Origin of the sequence: Streptoverticillium reticulum, assembly GCF_047456005.1 — a bacterium.
Taxonomy (GTDB): domain Bacteria; phylum Actinomycetota; class Actinomycetes; order Streptomycetales; family Streptomycetaceae; genus Streptomyces; species Streptomyces reticulum.
In genome coordinates this window covers 6,100,395-6,116,020 of sequence record NZ_CP179755.1, presented here as the reverse complement: position 1 = coordinate 6,116,020, position 15,626 = coordinate 6,100,395, and the positions used below count along the sequence as shown (strand labels likewise).

Sequence of the window (15,626 nt, the reverse complement as noted above, 5' to 3'; positions counted from 1 at the left end):
CGGGCGGGTGGGAGGGGAAGCCCGGCCTCAGCCGAAGAAGACCTTCGCCTCCTCGTACTCCGCAACCGGCACCGTCTTCAGCTTCGCCGTCGCCTCGGCCAGGGACACACGGACCACGTCCGTACCCCGCAGGGCGACCATCTGCCCGAATGCGCCGTCCTCGACGGCATCAATGGCATGCAATCCGAACCGCGTCGCCAGCCACCGGTCGAACGCGCTCGGCGTACCGCCCCGCTGGACGTGGCCCAGCACCGTGGTCCGCGCCTCCTTCCCCGTGCGGGTCTCGATCTGTTTGGCCAGCCACTCCCCCACTCCGGACAGCCGGACGTGTCCGAAGGAGTCGTGCGCCGGGGCGTCCTTGAGCACCAGGTCGCCGTCGCGCGGCATGGCCCCCTCCGCCACCACCACGATCGGTGCGTAGCTCGCGCGGAAGCGCGAGGTGACCCACTCGCAGACCTCGTCGAGGTCGAACCGCTGCTCGGGGATGAGGATGACGTTGGCGCCGCCCGCCAGGCCGGAGTGCAGGGCGATCCAGCCCGCGTGCCTGCCCATGACCTCGACGACGAGGACGCGCATGTGGGACTCGGCCGTGGTGTGCAGCCGGTCGATGGCCTCGGTGGCGATGTTGACGGCGGTGTCGAAGCCGAAGGTGTAGTCGGTGGCGGAGAGGTCGTTGTCGATGGTCTTGGGCACCCCGACGCAGGGGATGCCGTGTTCCTCCGAGAGCCGGCGGGCCACGCCCAGGGTGTCCTCGCCGCCGATCACGATGAGGGCGTCCACCTCCTGCTTGGCCAGGTTCTCCTTGATGCGGCGGACCCCGTCCGGCTCCCGGAAGGGGTTGGTCCGCGAGGAGCCGAGCACGGTGCCGCCGCGCGGCAGGATGCCCCGCACCGCGGGGATGTCGAGGCGCGTGACCGCTCCGGTGAGCGGTCCGCGCCAGCCGTCCTTGAAGCCGGTGAAGTCGTAGTGGTAGCGCTGGACGCCCTTGCGGACGACGGCGCGGATGACCGCGTTGAGCCCGGGGCAGTCGCCGCCGCCGGTCAGTACTCCGACCCGCATAACACCTCTTCCCTTCGCCGAGTGCCGGGTGACGCCCGGCCGCAGGCGGCGTCAGGCGTCGTCGAGACCTCGCTCGATCGCGTAACGGACGAGCTCCACGCGGTTGTGCAGCTGGAGCTTGCCCAAGGTGTTCTGAACATGGTTCTGCACCGTGCGGTGGGAAATAACCAGCCGCTCGGCGATCTGCTTGTACGAGAGCCCCTTGGCGACGAGGCGCAGGACCTCGGTCTCGCGGTCGGTGAGGCTCGGGACCGCGGGCTCGTCGGGCGCGGTGGGGGCGGGGCCGGCGGCCAGCCTGCGGTACTCGCCGAGCACCAGGCCGGCCAGGCCCGGGGTGAAGACCGCGTCGCCCGTGGACGTGCGGCGCACGGCGTCGAGCAGTTCCTCCGTGCTGGCGGACTTCAGCAGATAGCCGGTGGCCCCGGACTTCACGGCCTCCAGGACGTCGGCGTGCTCGCCGCTGGCGGAGAGGACGAGGACCCGCAGGGCGGGGTTCTCGCCGACGAGCTCCTTGCAGACGGCCACCCCGGGCAGGCCCGGCAGGTTGAGGTCGAGGACCAGGACGTCGGGCGCCGCGGCCTTCGCCCGGCGCACCGCCTGCGGGCCGTCGCCCGCGGTGGCGACGATCTCGTACCCGGCGGCCGCCAGGTCGCGCGCGACCGCGTCGCGCCACATGGGGTGGTCGTCGACCACCATGACCTTCACCGCAGGTGCCGTGCTCATCCTGTGACTCCACTCCCCCGTGAGCTCCGCGGAACTCTCAGCTCGACCTCGGTGCCCTGACCGGGCACGGACTCCACCACGGCGCTGCCGCCCAGGTCCCGCAGCCGGCCGCGGATGGAGAGGGCCACGCCCATGCGCCCCTCCCGCTCCGCGTCCGCCAGGCGTCCCTCGGCGATGCCCGGGCCGTCGTCCCGCACGGTGACGACCAATTCGTCCGGTTCGTCCTCCAGCAGGATCCAGGCCCGCGCCTCCGGGCCCGCGTGCTGGGCGACATTGTCCAGGGCGGCACCGACGGCGGCCGCCAGCTCCGCCGCCGCGGCCGCCTCCAGCAGCACGGGCGTGCCGGGCGCCGCGACGGAGACGGCGGGCCCGGCGTACGGGGCCAGCAGCGCCCGCAGGTCGCAGGGGCCGGCCGGGGCCTCGGGAACGGTCCCGGCGAACTCGGCGTCGTCGGCCGGCTGCCCGGCCGAGCGCTGCGGCGGCAGCAGGCCGCCGGCCACCAGGGTGCGCAGGGCGATCTCCTGCTCGCCGGCCATCCGGCCCAGCTCCGCGGCCTCGCCGCCGAGGGCGGCGCCGCGGCGCTGCACCATGGCCAGCACCTGCAGCACGCTGTCGTGGATGTCCCGGGCCAGCCGTTCGCGTTCGCGGGTGGCCGCCTCGATCCGCAGGGCGCGGGCGAGGGTGCGCTCACTGGCGCGGGCGACCTCGACGATGTAGCCGACGGCGATGCTGGAGATCCAGACCAGCAGCACGTTGTGGACGGTGTCGCGGGCGAAGTAGCCGCGCTCGACGAGGTTGGCGGCGGCCACCAGCGTGGAGCCGACGGCGGCCCAGCGCCAGCCGCCCTTGATGGCCAGGCCCAGCACCGCGCCGCCCGCCCAGACGCTCGGCAGCGTGGCCGCGCCGTTGTCGATCCGGGCCGGGGAGTCGACGACGGCGGTGAGCAGGATGCCGGTGAGGGCGACGCCCAGGTCGGCGATCAGGAAGGACCGGGTGCAGCGCTCGGGCGCGGTGACCTTGTTCCAGGTCAGCAGCATCCAGAGGGTGAGCGCCGCCATGTAGGCGGCGGCGCCGAGCGGGTGCGCGTAGTGGCGGTAGCTCAGGCAGAACAGCCCGAGGGCGTAGCCGAGGGTCAGGATGCGGTAGCCGGTGACCGCCCGCCACAGCGGGAGCTCGACGGACATCCGCACCCTGCGCGGACGCCCGGTGCGCTGCGCCATCCCCCGCCCTCGCCCCCGCCGCTCGTGCTACTCGTCCGTCTTCTCCAGGCCGGCGGCCTTGGCCGCCTTCTCCTCCTCGGCCTTGCGCTTCGCCTCGTCCGCGATCTGCCGCTTGGCGGCGGTCGCGTAGATGTCGACGTACTCCTGGCCGGAGAGCTTCATGATCTCGTACATGACCTCGTCGGTCACCGAGCGGAGGATGAAGCGGTCGCCGTCCATGCCGTGGTAGCGGCTGAAGTCCAGCGGCTTGCCGATCCGGATGCCGGGCCGCATCAGCTTCGGCACGACCTTGCCGGGCGGCTGGATCTTCTCCGTGTCGATCATCGCGACCGGGAGCACCGGGGCCCCGGTGGCCAGCGCGACCCGGGCGAGGCCGCCCGGCTTGCCGCGGTAGAGGCGGCCGTCCGGGGAGCGGGTGCCCTCCGGGTAGATGCCGAAGAGCTCACCGCGCTCCAGCACCTCGATGCCGCTCTTGATCGCGGCCTCGCCGGCGCCGCGGGCGCCCGAGCGGTCGACCGGGAGCTGGCCGACGCCCTTGAAGAAGGCCGCCGTCAGCTTTCCCTTGACTCCGGGAGAGGTGAAGTACTCCTGCTTCGCGATGAACGTGATCTTGCGGTCGAGGACCGCGGGCAGGAAGAAGGAGTCCGAGAAGGACAGGTGGTTGCTGGCCAGGATCGCGGGGCCCTCGGCCGGTACGTTCTCCAGCCCCTCCACCCACGGCCGGAAGGCAAGCTTCAGCGACCCGCCGATGGACAGCTTCATTGCGCCGTAGAACAACCGAGAACCTCCTGTGTGTGACGAGGAGACCTTAACCTGCCTACCCGCCGTGCGACGCTCCGCGTACGCTGAGGACCGACCCCTTTCCCGCGGCATCCCTGCCGCCTGCGATCGGAGAATCCGGTGCTGCTCCTCCCCGGAGCCGAGCCCTTCCGCCATGACGGCGGAGAGGTCGGCGTCCTTGTGTGTCACGGCTTCACCGGCTCCCCGCAGTCCGTCCGCCCCTGGGCCGATTATCTCGCCGAACGGGGCCTGAGTGTCGCCCTTCCGCTGCTGCCGGGCCACGGCACCCGCTGGCAGGACATGCAGATCACGGGCTGGCAGGACTGGTACGCGGAGGTCGACCGCGAGCTGTGGCGGCTGCGCGAGCGCTGTGCGCAGGTCTTCGTCTTCGGCCTGTCCATGGGCGGCGCGCTGGCGCTGCGGCTGGCCGCCCAGCACGGGAACGCGGTCTCGGGCGTCTGCGTGGTGAACCCGGCGAACAAGGTGCACGGCCTGGCGGCCAAGGCCCTGCCGGTGGTGCGGCACCTGGTGCGGACGACCAAGGGCATCGCGAACGACATCGCCAAGGACGGCGCCACGGAGACCGGCTACGACCGGGTGCCGCTGCACGCCGCGCACTCCTTCCGCCGCTTCCTGCAGCGCCTGGACTCCGAACTGCCGCAGGTCACCCAGCCGTTGCTGCTGATGCACAGCCCCGCGGACCACGTGGTGCCGCCCGCCGACTCGGCGCGCATCCTCTCCCGGGTCTCCTCCCGCGACGTCACCGAGCGGCTGCTGGAGCGCAGCTACCACGTGGCCACGCTGGACCACGACGCCGAGACGATCTTCGACGAGTCGTACGCGTTCATCGGCCGGCTCACCGGTGCCGCCGCCGGGGAGGGGGCGGCCGGCCGTGGCTGAGCGTGACGCGGGCCGCGACCGCGACCGCGACGAGAGCCGCGACCCGCTGGACGAGGAGGCGGCGTGGCAGCAGCTCGTCGCCGCCTACGGCGAACAGCCCGACCCGGAGAAGGGCCTCTGGCCCGCCACGGGCGGCGAGAACGCCCCCGCGGAGGGGACGGCGCCGAAGCCGGAGCCGGAACGGCCCGAGCAGCCGGAGCGGCCGGGGAGCTTCATCGTCTACGCGCCCGGGGTCGGCCCGCGCGACTGGACGACGCCGTCCGCCCCGGCGGCCGCCGAGCAGGAGGAAGAGGGCCACTTCGTCCCGCCGGAGCCGCCGCCGCTGCCGACCGGCGACGTGACATCGCGGTTCGCTTGGATCGCCGTGCTGGGCGGCCCGCTGCTGCTGCTCGTGATGGTGCTGCTGAGGCAGGAGTTGACGTGGTGGATCACCACGCTGGGGGTGGGCGGCTTCCTGGGCGGCTTCGCGACGCTGGTGCTGCGCATGCGCGACAGCGACGGGGACGATGACGACGACCCGGGGCGGGGTGCCGTCGTCTGAGGGGGTGCGCCCCGTAACCTGCGCCCCGTAGGGGCGCGGGGAACTGCGCGAGCAACCACGACGTGCCCGCAGCCGAAGTACTCCCCCAGCTACCGCTGGGGGTACCCCCAGGTGCTGCGCCCCGGACCCCTGGGGTGGTGCGTCGACTGCGGCCCGGCGGTGGCTGGTCGCGCAGTTCCCCGCGCCCCTTACGGGGCGACCGGCACCCGCACCGCAGCCAGCACCGGCAAATGATCGGTGGCGGCCCGCAGATCCGGCTCCGTAACGCCCGGCAGCCCCATCGGGACCCCGCACCCCAGCACCTTCACGCCCGTGGTGGCGAACACCGCGTCGATCCGCTGAAGAGGGTCGCCGAGCCGCGTCGTGTGCTCCCGCCCCCAGGGCGCGGTGGCCCAGCCGTCCTGCAGGACGGCCGCCAGCCGGCCGAAGGTCCTGCCGTCCGGGCGGTCGTTCAGATCGCCCGCCGCGACGGCGTACGGCACGTCCAGCGCGCCCAACTGCTCCAGCAGCAGGCCCCCTTGGGTGTACCGCTCGCGCTCGTTGATGCTCAGGTGACAGCTGAGCACGCCCAGCCGCGCCTGCCCGAAGCGCAGCACCGCGGTGGCGAAGCCCCGCTGGTGCAGGCCGGGGGTGCGCGGCAGGAGCACGTCCTCCGTGTGCTCGACGTGGGCGCGCAGCGAGGACAGGATCATCGGCCCCGAGGCGGTGGCGCCCCCGGTGACGTAGACCAGGCCGGACTCGTGGGCGAGCCGGGCCGCCGCCTTGCGCCAGCGGAAGAAGCGCGGGGCCTCCTGGACGCAGACGACGTCGGCGGCACAGGCCCGGATGACCCGGGCCAGTGCCGCCACGTCGTCGCGCATGGAGCGGATGTTGTAGCTCAGCACGCGGACGACCGACGCGTCCGGGGCGGACGTCGAGGCCGGCAGATCCGCGAGCATGGCGCCTCCGCTGGGTGGGGTGGGTCAGCCCTGCCGGGCCAGGTCGGCGGCGCCGACGAGACCTGCCTTGCCGCCGAGCTGGGCGGCGAGCACCTGGGCGTGCGGGCGCCACTGTCCACCCACCAGCCAGCGGCGGAAGGACTTGCGGATCGGGTCGAGGACGAGGTCGCCCTCGTCCGAGAGCCCGCCGCCGACGATGAACGCCGAGGGGTCGAAGAGCGAGGCCAGGTCGGCGAGTCCGGAGCCGACCCAGCGGGCCAGCTCGCGGAAGGAGTCGACGGCCACCGGGTCGCCCTGCCGGGCGGCCAGGCTGATGTGCTTGCCCTCGATGCCCTCGGGGGTGCCGTCGCCCAGGCCGAGGAGGAACTCCGCGTTGCCCGGGGTGGCCTGGGCGCGCTGCCTGGCGTAGCGGACGAGGGCGCGGCCGGAGGCGTACTGCTCCCAGCAGCCCTGGCTGCCGCAGCCGCACAGCAGGCCGTCCGGGACGACCCGGATGTGGCCGAACTCCGCTGCCACGCCGAAGCGGCCGCGGCGCAGCTTGTTGCCGATGATGATGCCGCCGCCGAGGCCGGTGCCCAGCGTGATGCAGATGACGTCGTCGTGGCCCTGGCCCGCGCCGAAGCGGTACTCGCCCCAGGCGGCGGCGTTGGCGTCGTTCTCGACGACGACCGGGAGGCCTACGCGCTGCTCGACCTTGTCCTTGAGCGCCTCGTGGCGCCAGTTGATGTTCGGGGCGAAGAGCACCGTGGCGCGCTTGTCGTCCACGTAGCCCGCGGCGCCGATGCCGACGGCCTCGACCTCGAAGCCCTCGCTGACGGTGCGCACCGCATCGGCGATGGCGTCGATGACACCTTCCGGGGTCGGGGGGGTCGGCACCTTGCACGTGGCGAGGATCGTGCCCTCTTCGTCGACCACGCCGGCCGCGATCTTCGTGCCGCCGATGTCGACGCCGATGGTGAGTCCCATGTGTCCCTCAGTCAGTAGCTCTAACCCCGCCGCGACCAACCGTACCGGAGCGCTCGTCAGTCCAGATCGATGCGTTCGCTTCCGCTCCCGGCGGCCCCGTCCGGGCCCTGTCCGGACGGCCGGGAGGACGGTTCGTCGCGGGTCCAGCGGCGCTCGTGGCCGGCGACCGCGGCACGGTAGGCGGCCAGCAGCTCGGAGCCGGCGGCGGCCAGGTGGTCGAAGACCTCGGGGTTGCGCTCGACGACGGGCTCGACGGCCGCCCGTGCGGCCTCGACGACGTGCTGCACGGCGGGCAGCCGGATCTCGGAGACCTTGTCGGCGACGGCGTCCACCAGCTTGCGCAGCTCCTCGGCCGCGCTGCCGGGTTCCTGCCCCCGGCGGCGGGCCCGCTCGGCGGCGAGGTCCTCCGCGCAGGCCCGCTCCCAGGCGTCGGGGTCGGGCGCCTCGCCGGGGCGCTGGGTGGCATCGCTCATGTCGGAACTCCTGCGGCCGGTATTTCCTCCGACGTTACCCGAACGGGGTAGCGCCGTTACGAGGTCCTGGGCCAGAGGTCCGGGTCGGGTATGAAGCGCACGCACAGCGCCCCGTCCTGCAGCCCCGCCCCCGCGACGCTGCACCGGCGCAGCGCGGAGGGCAGCGGCAGCACCCGCCGGAACGACCCGACGGCGACGACGAGTTCGTCCCCGCGCCGCACCAGCCCGAGCGCGTCGCGCTCCGCGCCGGGCAGGGGGAGCCGCCAGACGAGCATGCCGTCGTCCTTCAGCCGGTCCTCGACGCACCAGGGGTCGGGGCGCCGCTCCCCTGCGGGGCCGGCTGCCGGGCCGGCTGCGCCGAGGCCGAGGAGGAGCCCGGCACCGGAGGAGCCGGTGCGCCCGGCCGGTGCGCCGTGCCCGGCACCGGACCGGGGGGCGTACCCGGCAGGCGCGCTGCGGCCGGAGCCCGGCGCGGCACCGGAGGAAGCGCCGGTGCCGGCATCGAGCCCCACGCCGGCCGGTGCACCGGCGTCGGTCGACCCGTCGGCCCCCGTGCCCCACCCGGCACCGCCGCTTGCACCGGTTCCGGGAACGGACCGGCCGCCGACAGCCGCAGCCGCATCGTCACAGGTCCCCTGTGTGGCAGCACCACCGGCACCCCGGCCGCCGACAGGCGCAGCCGCACCGCCGCCCCCGCCCGTACCGGCATCCGGAACACCGGCTCCGTCAGGCGTCCTGGCAGCGTCCGCCGGACCGTCACCACACCCGGCGGCCGCGTCCGGCCCGACGCCCGGCCCCCGCCGGCCACCGGCAGCCGCACCCGCGCCCGGGGCGGCCCCGGCCGGCGTCTCACCGGCGCCCAGCGGGGCCGTTCCCCGCACCGCCGCCGCGGCACCGGCCCCGTACTCGTCCGCGCCGCCCCGCGCTGCGGCCCGCAGGGCCAGTTCCGTCAGGTCCTCCGTGCCCCGCGGACTGCGCCCCAGGTGGGGCAGTTCGCAGACGGGCACGGCGTCGGCCGTGACGTCCTCCCGCAGCGCCTTGCCCGCAAGGCGCTGCTCGGCGGCGAGGCCCGCCAGCCAGGGGTCGGCGGAGTCGTCCGGCAGCAGGCGGTTGAGGATCAGGGCGTCGACGCGGCAGCCCTGGAGGGCGAGGCCGGCGCGGGCCGCGCGCAGGGTCTCGACGGCGGCCGGCAGCGGCTCGGCCACGAGGCGGACGGTCGTGGCGGCGGACTCGAACACGGCCTGGACGGCGGCGAGTTCCCGCTGCCACCGCTCGGCCGTCTCGTACAGCCGGGCGGCCGGCATCGGCACCCCGGCGAGCTGGGCCAGCATGGGGCGCAGGGCGCGGGCCGCCTGGCGTTCGGGCGGCAGCAGGCGGCGCAGGTAGCGCCGCAGCTGCTCGGGCAGGGCGAGCAGCCGCACGGTCTCGTGCACGGGCGGCATGTCGGCGACGACGAGGTCCCAGCGGCCGTCGGCGTGGGCGGCGCGCAGGGCGGCGAGGACGGCGAGCGGCTCGGCGCCGGGCACCTCGGTGAGTTCGTCGGCGTCCAGCGGGGCGGCGCCCAGCAGGTCGAAGAGGGAGGCGCCGCGGTCCTGGAGGTCGCGGGCGACGGCGCGGAAGTGCCCGTCGGTGGCGACGCGGGCGGCCCACATTCCGGGGGCCGCCTCGACGGGCGGCGTCCAGGGGCCGCCGGCCCCGCCGTCCGCGGGCAGCGTCCTGCCGAGCACCGCGTCGGGGCCGGGGCCCCGGTCACAGCTGAGCAGCAGCACGCGCCGGCCCTGCCGGGCTGCCGCGAGCGCGGCGGCCGCGGCCGCGGTGGTGCGGCCCCCGCCGCCGGGACCGGTGACGAGGACCGTGCGCAAGAAGAGCCTCCGGGTGCGTGGTTCAGGGGGCGGGGGTCCGCCCGCGGCGGAGCCGCGTCAGACGGCGCCGCTCTCGACGCGCTTCTTCAGACCGTCCAGCGCGCGGTCGATGATGACCTTCTCCGCCTTGCGCTTGATCATCCCCAGCATCGGGATCTTGACGTCGACGGTGAGCTCGTAGGTCACCTCGGTGGCCGTGCCGCCGGCGACCGGCTTCAGGCTGTACGAGCCGTCGAGCTGGCGCAGCATCTGGGACTTGACCAGCGACCACTTGACCACGTCCGGCGAGGGCCAGCTGTAGGCCAGCACGTGGTCGTCCTTGATCGCGCCCGCGTCCAGGACCAGGCGCAGCTGCGAGGCGCGGCCCTGCTCGTCCTTCTCCAGCACCTCGGCCAGCTTGACCTCGCCGGTCCAGTCCGGGTAGCGGTCGAAGTCGGAGATCACCGCCATGACCCGGTCCGGGGCCGCTTCGATCGTGATGCTCGACTTGGTGTTCTCCGCCATCTGCCTGGCTCCTCCGTACCGGTCCGCCGCCTCGAAATGTCTGCCGCTGAAGGCTACATCCCGCGCCGTGTCACCATTCCAGCACCCAGGGTGTTCCGGTCGAGGCGAAGTGCCCGACATTGACGCACTCGGTCGCGCCGATGCGCATCCGGCGCGCCAGCGGCTGGTGAACATGGCCGAAAAGGGCATACCGGGGGCGCACGGCGCGGATCGTCTCCAGCAGGGCCGCGCTGCCGCGTTCGAAGCGGCGGGCCACGGTGTCGTAGCAGAGCTCGGGCACGTCGGGCGGGATGTGCGAGCAGAGCACGTCGACGTCGCCGAGGGCGGCGAGCTTGGCCGCGTAGGTCTCGTCGTCGATCTCGTAGGGGGTGCGCATGGGCGACTGCAGGCCGCCGCCGACGAAGCCGAAGACCAGGCCGCCGATCTCGACGCGCTCGCCGTCGAGGACCCGGGTGCCCGGGCGGGCGTACTCGGGCCACAGGCGGGGGATGTCGACGTTGCCGAAGGTGGCGTAGGTCGGCTCGGGGAAGGCGGCGAAGAGCTCGGCGTACTGCTTGCGCACCGCGGTCTCGATCGCGGCGTCGCGGTCCATCCCGTCCCACAGTCGCCGGCCCAGCTCCCGGGCCTCCGCGAAGCGGCCCTGGGTGCGCAGCTCGACGATCCGGTCGGCGTTCTCGACCCCGAAGAGGTCGGGGAAGATGCCGCGCGAGTGATCGGCGTAATCGAGGAAGAGGACGAGGTCGCCCAGGCAGAGCAGGGCGTCGGCACCGTCGCCGGCCCGGGCCAGACCCTCGGCGTTGCCGTGCACATCGCTGACCACATGGACTCGCATGGCGATCACCCTAAATCCGCGAGGCCCGTCCCGGAAGGGCCCCGACCTGCGGTTACTTCCGGGTCACCCAGCGGAGGAGCTAGGGTTTTGCCCGCAGTCCCGTGGCATGTGACGCAGAGAACATCTGAGCACGACCCCCTATTCGAAAGCTGTACTGGTGGGTAACGTCCGGGCAGTCCACTACCCCCCATCTGCCTGATCATGGACCGCAGCCGACGACGCGCCCCTCGACGACGCGGCGGCGCCGGCGCCCGACGAGGAGCAGCAGTCTTGCGCGAGTTCAGCCTTCCGGCCCTGTACGAGGTCCCCGCGGACGGCAACCTGACGGATCTCATCCGCCGGAACGCCGCGCAGCACCCTGACATCGCCGTCATAGGGCGCAAGGTCGACGGGCGCTGGGAGGACGTGACGGCCGCCGCGTTCCTCGCGGAGGTCCGCGCGACGGCCAAGGGCCTGATGGCCTCGGGCGTGCGGCCGGGCGACCGGGTCGGCCTGCTCTCGCGCACCCGCTACGAGTGGGCGCTGCTGGACTTCGCCATCTGGAGCGCGGGCGCCGTCACGGTGCCGGTCTACGAGACCAGCTCGCCGGAGCAGATCCAGTGGATCCTCGGCGACTCCGGTGCGGTCGCCTGCATCGTGGAGACCCCGGCGCACGAGGCGTCCGTCGAGTCCGTGCGGGACCGGCTGCCCGACCTCGCCCACCTCTGGCAGATCGAGCAGGACGGCGTCGAACGGCTGCGCGCCGCCGGGCAGGGGCTGACGGACGAGGAGGTGGACGAGCGCTCGGCACTGGCCACCGCGGACTCCGTCGCGACCATCGTCTACACCTCGGGCACCACCGGCCGCCCCAAGGGCTGCGTGCTCTCCCACCGCAGCTTCTTCGCCGAGTGCGGCAACGCGGTGGAGCGGCTCAAGCCGCTGTTCACCGCGGACGACGCCTCCGTCCTCCTCTTCCTGCCCGCGGCCCACGTCTTCGGCCGCCTCGTCGAGATCGCCGCGGTCCTGGCCCCCATCAAGCTGGGCATGGTCGGCGACATCAAGAGCCTCACCGACGACCTGGCCGGCTTCCGGCCGACGCTGATGCTGGGCGTCCCCCGGGTCTTCGAGAAGGTCTACAACGGGGCCCGCGCCAAGGCCCAGGCGGACGGCAAGGGCAAGATCTTCGACAAGGCGGCGGAGACCGCGATCGCCTACAGCCGCGCCCTGGACACCCCGCAGGGCCCGTCCTTCGGCCTGCGGATCAAGCACAAGGTCTTCGACCGGCTCGTCTACGGCAAGCTGCGCGCGGTGCTGGGCGGCCGGGCCACCCACGCGATCTCCGGCGGCGCCCCGCTGGGCGAGCGCCTCGGCCACTTCTACCGCGGCATCGGCTTCACCGTCCTGGAGGGCTACGGGCTGACCGAGTCCTGCGCGGCGACCGCCTTCAACCCGTGGGACAAGCCGCGGATCGGCACCGTCGGCCAGCCGCTGCCCGGCTCCGTGGTGCGCATCGCGGACGACGGCGAGGTGCTGCTGCACGGCGAGCACCTCTTCACCGGCTACTGGAACAACGAGTCGGCCACCGCGGACGCGCTCTCCGACGGCTGGTTCCACACCGGCGACCTGGGCACGCTCGACGAGGACGGGTACCTCACGATCACCGGCCGGAAGAAGGAGATCATCGTCACGGCGGGCGGCAAGAACGTCGCCCCGGCGGTGATCGAGGACCGCATCCGGGCGCACGCGCTGATCGCGGAGTGCATGGTCGTCGGCGACGGGCGGCCGTTCGTCGGCGCGCTGATCACCCTGGACGAGGACTTCCTGCCGCGCTGGCTGTCCGGGCACGGCAAGCCGGCCGGGACGACGCCGGCCGAACTGGCCACGGACCCCGAGCTGATGGCGGACGTGCAGAAGGCGGTGGACGACGGCAACGCGGCCGTCTCCAAGGCGGAGTCGGTGCGCAAGTTCCGCATCCTGCCGGGCCAGTTCACGGAGGCGTCCGGGCATGTGACGCCGTCGCTGAAGCTCAAGCGCAACGTCGTGGCGAAGGACTTCGCCGACGAGATCGAGGCCATCTACAACGGCTGAAACGCTTCGGCGAACCGGTTTCGGTGAACGGGTAAGGGGCTCGCGCCATGGCGCGAGCCCCTTACCCGTTCACCCGTTACAGCAGTGCCTTCAGGCGCTCCGCCAGCAGGTCCCAGCGCCAGCGCTCCTCGACCCACTCGCGTCCGCGCTCGCCCATCCGCCGCCGCAGCGCGGGGTCCTGCAGCAGCGTCACGATGCGGTCCGCGGACTCCTCCGCGGAGCCGCCCCGCACGACATAGCCCGTCTCGCCGTCGAGCACGGCGTCCGGCGCACCGCCCGAGTCGCCCGCCACCACCGGCAGGCCCGTCGCGGACGCCTCCAGGTAGACGATGCCGAGCCCCTCCACGTCCAGCCCGCCGCGGCGCGTGCGGCACGGCATCGCGAAGACGTCACCGGCCCCGTAGTGGGCGGGCAGTTCCTCCCACGGGACGGGCCCGGTGAACCGCACCGCGTGCGCAACGCCCGTCTCCCCGGCCAGCTTCCGCAGCTCCTTCTCGTACGGCCCGCCGCCCACGATCAGCAGCACCGCGTCCGGGACGGCCGCCAGGATCCGCGGCATGGCCAGGATCAGGGTGTCCTGCCCCTTGCGCGGGACGAGCCGGGAGACGCACACGACGACGGGCCGGTCCGCGAGGCCGAGCCGGGCCCGGATCTCGTCGCCGCCGGAGGCCGGGTGGAAGGTCTTCTCGTCCACGCCGGGCGGCAGTTGCACCATGCGCCCCGCCGCCTCCTCCGTCAGTGCGGAGGCGATGCGCGAGCGCGTGTACTCGCCCAGATAGGTGATCGTGTCGGTGCCCTCCCCGATCCTGCGCAGCAGCTGCCGGGCCGCGGGCAGTTGGGCCCAGCCGGCCTCGTGCCCGTGCGTGGTGGCGACCAGGGTGCGGGCACCGGCCCGGCGCAGCGCCGGCGCCATCAGGCCCAGCGGCGCCGCGGCCCCGAACCACACGGACGTGCAGCCGTGGGCCTTCAGCAGCGTGGCCGCGCGCCGGGTGACCCTGGGCGTCGGCAGCAGCATGGTCGTCCGGTCCCGGACCACCGTGAAGGGCTGCTCGGCGTCGAACCGGGCCGTGGCCTCGGCCCCTTCGCGCCCGTGCTTCCAGGTGGAGGCATAGACGACGATCGCCGAGGGGTCCAGGCGGAGCGCCATGTTGTGCAGGAACGCCTGGATACCACCGGGCCGCGGCGGGAAGTCGTTGGTGACGATGAGGGTCTTGTGCATCGCCGCCGACAGTACCGGGTGCGATCGGGCGTCAACCGCGCCACCATCCGCCACGTCATCGCGCGCGGGCAGTCACGACCGGCATCATGCGTTGCAGTGACGATGCGTTTACCGAGAGCACGGCCGACGGATCCCGAGAGGACTGGTCAATGATGGTGGCGGGCAGTGGTCTGCGGCTCTCGATCGTGGTGTGGGCCGTCACCAGGGCCGTTCTGCTGTTGTGCGTGTTCCGGGTGTGGGTGCTGCCCGGCTCCGACGTCTCCGTCGACATCGACGTGATCTACCAGGGCTGGTACGGCGTCCTGCGCACCGGCATCTTCCCCTACGACGACGTCACCTGGCAGTACCCGCCCGCCGCCGCCCTGGCCGTCCTCGCACCGGGCCTGCTGCCGTTCCTCACCTACTCCCACGCCTTCTTCGTCCTGGCCTTCCTCGCCGACGCGGCGGTCTACGCGATGCTGCTGCGCGCGGTGCGCCGCAAGGGGCGCAACCCGATGGGGGTGTGGGTCTGGGTCGCCGGGGTGCCGCTGCTGGGCCCGATCGTCTACGCCCGCTACGACGTGATGGTCACCGCGGTCGCCGTCGCGGCCCTGCTGACGGCCGGGCGCCGCACCCGGCTCTCGGGGGCGCTGGTCGGCTTCGGCGCCCTGCTGAAGGTCTGGCCGATGCTGCTGCTCACCGGGACGCCGCGCGGCCCGCGCACCCGCTCCACGTGGAGCTCCGCCGTGTTGACCGCGATGCTGGTGACGATGTTCTTCGCGGCGGCGATGCCGGGGGCGCTGGCCTTCCTGACGTTCCAGCGCGACCGGGGCACGGAGGTGGAGTCCCTCGGGTCGCTGGTCTTCCACCTCGGCCGGCACCTCGGCTGGCACGGCAAGGCGCGCCTCAACTACGGCTCGGTGGAATTCCTCGGCCGCCACGTCCACGCGGTGAGCGCCCTGGCGCTGGGCCTGAGCGTGCTGGCCTTCGCCTGGCTGCTCCTGTGGCGCCTGCGGGCCCGCCGCTTCACGACGACGACGCTGTACGACGCGGCCTTCGCGTCGGTGCTGCTGTTCACCACGACGAGCCGGGTGATCAGCCCGCAGTACATGGTGTGGCTGATCGGCCTGGCGGCGGTGTGTGTGGTGATGCGGACGCCACGGCAGGGGCTGCCGGTGACGCTGGTGATGCTGGCAGCACCGCTGACCCAGCTGGAGTTCCCGCTCTGGTTCTCACACGTGGTGGCGAGCGACAAGCTGGGGGTCGCCACGCTGTCGCTGCGGAACGGGCTGCTGGTGGTGGCGACGTGGATCGCGTGCTCGCGCCTGTGGCGCGAGACGGTGCCCGCGCGGCGGACGGTCACGGGGGAGTCGGACCCGCCCACGGAGCGGGAGTCGGCGCTGGTGCCGGGGTGACCCACGGGGGCTCCGCCCCCCGGACCCCCTTGTCGCGGCTCCGCCGCTCGCGCGGCGGAGCCGCACATCGACTGCAGCCTCAAACTCCCCCGGCTACCTCCCCCAGCTACCGCTGGGGGTGCCCCCAGGAGGTGCCCCCAGACAGGCT

At 73.5% G+C, this 15,626-nt stretch carries 14 protein-coding genes and 2 pseudogenes; 4 read left to right on the top strand and 12 right to left on the bottom strand.

All coding sequences use genetic code 11. From position 1 onward, the window contains the following. Positions 1 to 27 precede the first annotated feature (27 nt). Genes ACMATS_RS28180 through ACMATS_RS28165 form a run of 4 tightly spaced genes read right to left on the bottom strand, consistent with a single transcriptional unit; the run spans position 28 to position 3,779 of the window. Positions 28 to 1,059 (bottom strand): 6-phosphofructokinase, encoded by a 1,032-nt coding sequence (locus ACMATS_RS28180; protein ID WP_414169493.1) that lies wholly within the window; start codon positions 1,057 to 1,059, stop codon positions 28 to 30. Positions 1,060 to 1,110: 51 nt separating this feature from the next. Then, positions 1,111 to 1,782, bottom strand: a complete 672-nt coding sequence (locus tag ACMATS_RS28175; RefSeq protein WP_414169492.1) for a response regulator — start codon at positions 1,780 to 1,782, stop codon at positions 1,111 to 1,113. Continuing rightward, positions 1,779 to 3,002: a MacS family sensor histidine kinase gene (macS, locus tag ACMATS_RS28170; RefSeq protein ID WP_390777631.1), complete on the bottom strand. Its 1,224-nt coding sequence runs from the start codon at positions 3,000 to 3,002 to the stop codon at positions 1,779 to 1,781. The genes ACMATS_RS28175 and macS overlap by 4 nt, the downstream gene beginning before the upstream one ends. A 27-nt stretch (positions 3,003 to 3,029) precedes the next feature. Further along, a complete protein-coding gene (locus ACMATS_RS28165; protein WP_390777632.1) occupies positions 3,030 to 3,779 on the bottom strand; it encodes a lysophospholipid acyltransferase family protein in 750 nt (249 codons plus the stop codon). A gap of 123 nt (positions 3,780 to 3,902) precedes the next feature. Between ACMATS_RS28165 and ACMATS_RS28160 the strand changes: the two genes are divergently transcribed. Together ACMATS_RS28160 and ACMATS_RS28155 are read left to right on the top strand one after the other, a co-directional pair. Further along, a complete protein-coding gene (locus ACMATS_RS28160) occupies positions 3,903 to 4,682 on the top strand; it encodes an alpha/beta hydrolase (RefSeq protein WP_414169491.1) in 780 nt (259 codons plus the stop codon). Next, positions 4,675 to 5,223, top strand: coding sequence for a hypothetical protein (locus ACMATS_RS28155; protein ID WP_414169490.1), 549 nt, complete (start codon positions 4,675 to 4,677; stop codon positions 5,221 to 5,223). The genes ACMATS_RS28160 and ACMATS_RS28155 overlap by 8 nt, the downstream gene beginning before the upstream one ends. 188 nt (positions 5,224 to 5,411) lie before the next feature. Here the strand turns inward: ACMATS_RS28155 and ACMATS_RS28150 are convergent, their stop codons facing one another. The 7 genes and pseudogenes from ACMATS_RS28150 to ACMATS_RS28120 all read right to left on the bottom strand — a co-directional run bounded on the left by ACMATS_RS28150 (position 5,412) and on the right by ACMATS_RS28120 (position 10,798). After that, positions 5,412 to 6,161, bottom strand: a complete 750-nt coding sequence (locus ACMATS_RS28150; RefSeq protein ID WP_414169489.1) for an endonuclease/exonuclease/phosphatase family protein — start codon at positions 6,159 to 6,161, stop codon at positions 5,412 to 5,414. A 24-nt stretch (positions 6,162 to 6,185) separates the two neighbouring features. Continuing rightward, positions 6,186 to 7,127 carry an ROK family glucokinase gene (locus ACMATS_RS28145; protein ID WP_390777636.1) on the bottom strand — a complete coding sequence of 314 codons (942 nt, stop codon included), beginning with the start codon at positions 7,125 to 7,127 and terminating at the stop codon, positions 6,186 to 6,188. Positions 7,128 to 7,183: 56 nt separating this feature from the next. Then, positions 7,184 to 7,600 carry a DUF5304 domain-containing protein gene (locus ACMATS_RS28140; RefSeq protein ID WP_390777637.1) on the bottom strand — a complete coding sequence of 139 codons (417 nt, stop codon included), beginning with the start codon at positions 7,598 to 7,600 and terminating at the stop codon, positions 7,184 to 7,186. A gap of 56 nt (positions 7,601 to 7,656) precedes the next feature. Continuing rightward, positions 7,657 to 8,007, bottom strand: a pseudogene (locus tag ACMATS_RS28135) (ArsA family ATPase); the annotation flags it as partial. Between the two features lie 543 nt (positions 8,008 to 8,550). Beyond that, positions 8,551 to 9,462: pseudogene (locus tag ACMATS_RS28130) on the bottom strand (ArsA family ATPase); the annotation flags it as partial. Between the two features lie 57 nt (positions 9,463 to 9,519). Then, a complete protein-coding gene (locus ACMATS_RS28125; protein ID WP_390777639.1) occupies positions 9,520 to 9,966 on the bottom strand; it encodes an SRPBCC family protein in 447 nt (148 codons plus the stop codon). A gap of 70 nt (positions 9,967 to 10,036) precedes the next feature. Further along, the gene (locus ACMATS_RS28120; protein ID WP_391152900.1) at positions 10,037 to 10,798 is read right to left on the bottom strand and encodes a metallophosphoesterase family protein; all 762 of its coding nucleotides are present in this window, start codon (positions 10,796 to 10,798) and stop codon (positions 10,037 to 10,039) included. Between the two features lie 270 nt (positions 10,799 to 11,068). Between ACMATS_RS28120 and ACMATS_RS28115 the strand changes: the two genes are divergently transcribed. Next, positions 11,069 to 12,865, top strand: a complete 1,797-nt coding sequence (locus tag ACMATS_RS28115) for an AMP-dependent synthetase/ligase (protein ID WP_414169488.1) — start codon at positions 11,069 to 11,071, stop codon at positions 12,863 to 12,865. Positions 12,866 to 12,941: 76 nt separating this feature from the next. On the opposite strand, the gene ACMATS_RS28110 is transcribed toward ACMATS_RS28115, so the two are convergent. Next, positions 12,942 to 14,084: a glycosyltransferase family 4 protein gene (locus tag ACMATS_RS28110; protein WP_390777642.1), complete on the bottom strand. Its 1,143-nt coding sequence runs from the start codon at positions 14,082 to 14,084 to the stop codon at positions 12,942 to 12,944. Between the two features lie 149 nt (positions 14,085 to 14,233). Here ACMATS_RS28110 and ACMATS_RS28105 point away from each other — a divergent pair, with 149 nt between their 5' ends. Continuing rightward, complete coding sequence (locus tag ACMATS_RS28105) at positions 14,234 to 15,478, top strand: glycosyltransferase 87 family protein (protein WP_414169487.1); 1,245 nt, start codon at positions 14,234 to 14,236, stop codon at positions 15,476 to 15,478. Positions 15,479 to 15,626: the final 148 nt, after the last annotated feature.

Excerpts from the sequence above, each read along its gene's own strand:
- ACMATS_RS28110 (WP_390777642.1), bottom strand. The coding sequence starts at position 14,084 with ATGCACAAGACCCTCATCGTCACCAACGACTTCCCGCCGCGGCCCGGT.
- ACMATS_RS28145 (WP_390777636.1), bottom strand. The coding sequence starts at position 7,127 with ATGGGACTCACCATCGGCGTCGACATCGGCGGCACGAAGATCGCGGCC.
- ACMATS_RS28120 (WP_391152900.1), bottom strand. The coding sequence starts at position 10,798 with ATGCGAGTCCATGTGGTCAGCGATGTGCACGGCAACGCCGAGGGTCTG.
- macS (WP_390777631.1), bottom strand. The coding sequence starts at position 3,002 with ATGGCGCAGCGCACCGGGCGTCCGCGCAGGGTGCGGATGTCCGTCGAG.
- ACMATS_RS28175 (WP_414169492.1), bottom strand. The coding sequence starts at position 1,782 with ATGAGCACGGCACCTGCGGTGAAGGTCATGGTGGTCGACGACCACCCC.
- ACMATS_RS28105 (WP_414169487.1), top strand. The coding sequence starts at position 14,234 with ATGATGGTGGCGGGCAGTGGTCTGCGGCTCTCGATCGTGGTGTGGGCC.
- ACMATS_RS28180 (WP_414169493.1), bottom strand. The coding sequence starts at position 1,059 with ATGCGGGTCGGAGTACTGACCGGCGGCGGCGACTGCCCCGGGCTCAAC.
- ACMATS_RS28125 (WP_390777639.1), bottom strand. The coding sequence starts at position 9,966 with ATGGCGGAGAACACCAAGTCGAGCATCACGATCGAAGCGGCCCCGGAC.
- ACMATS_RS28140 (WP_390777637.1), bottom strand. The coding sequence starts at position 7,600 with ATGAGCGATGCCACCCAGCGCCCCGGCGAGGCGCCCGACCCCGACGCC.
- ACMATS_RS28150 (WP_414169489.1), bottom strand. The coding sequence starts at position 6,161 with ATGCTCGCGGATCTGCCGGCCTCGACGTCCGCCCCGGACGCGTCGGTC.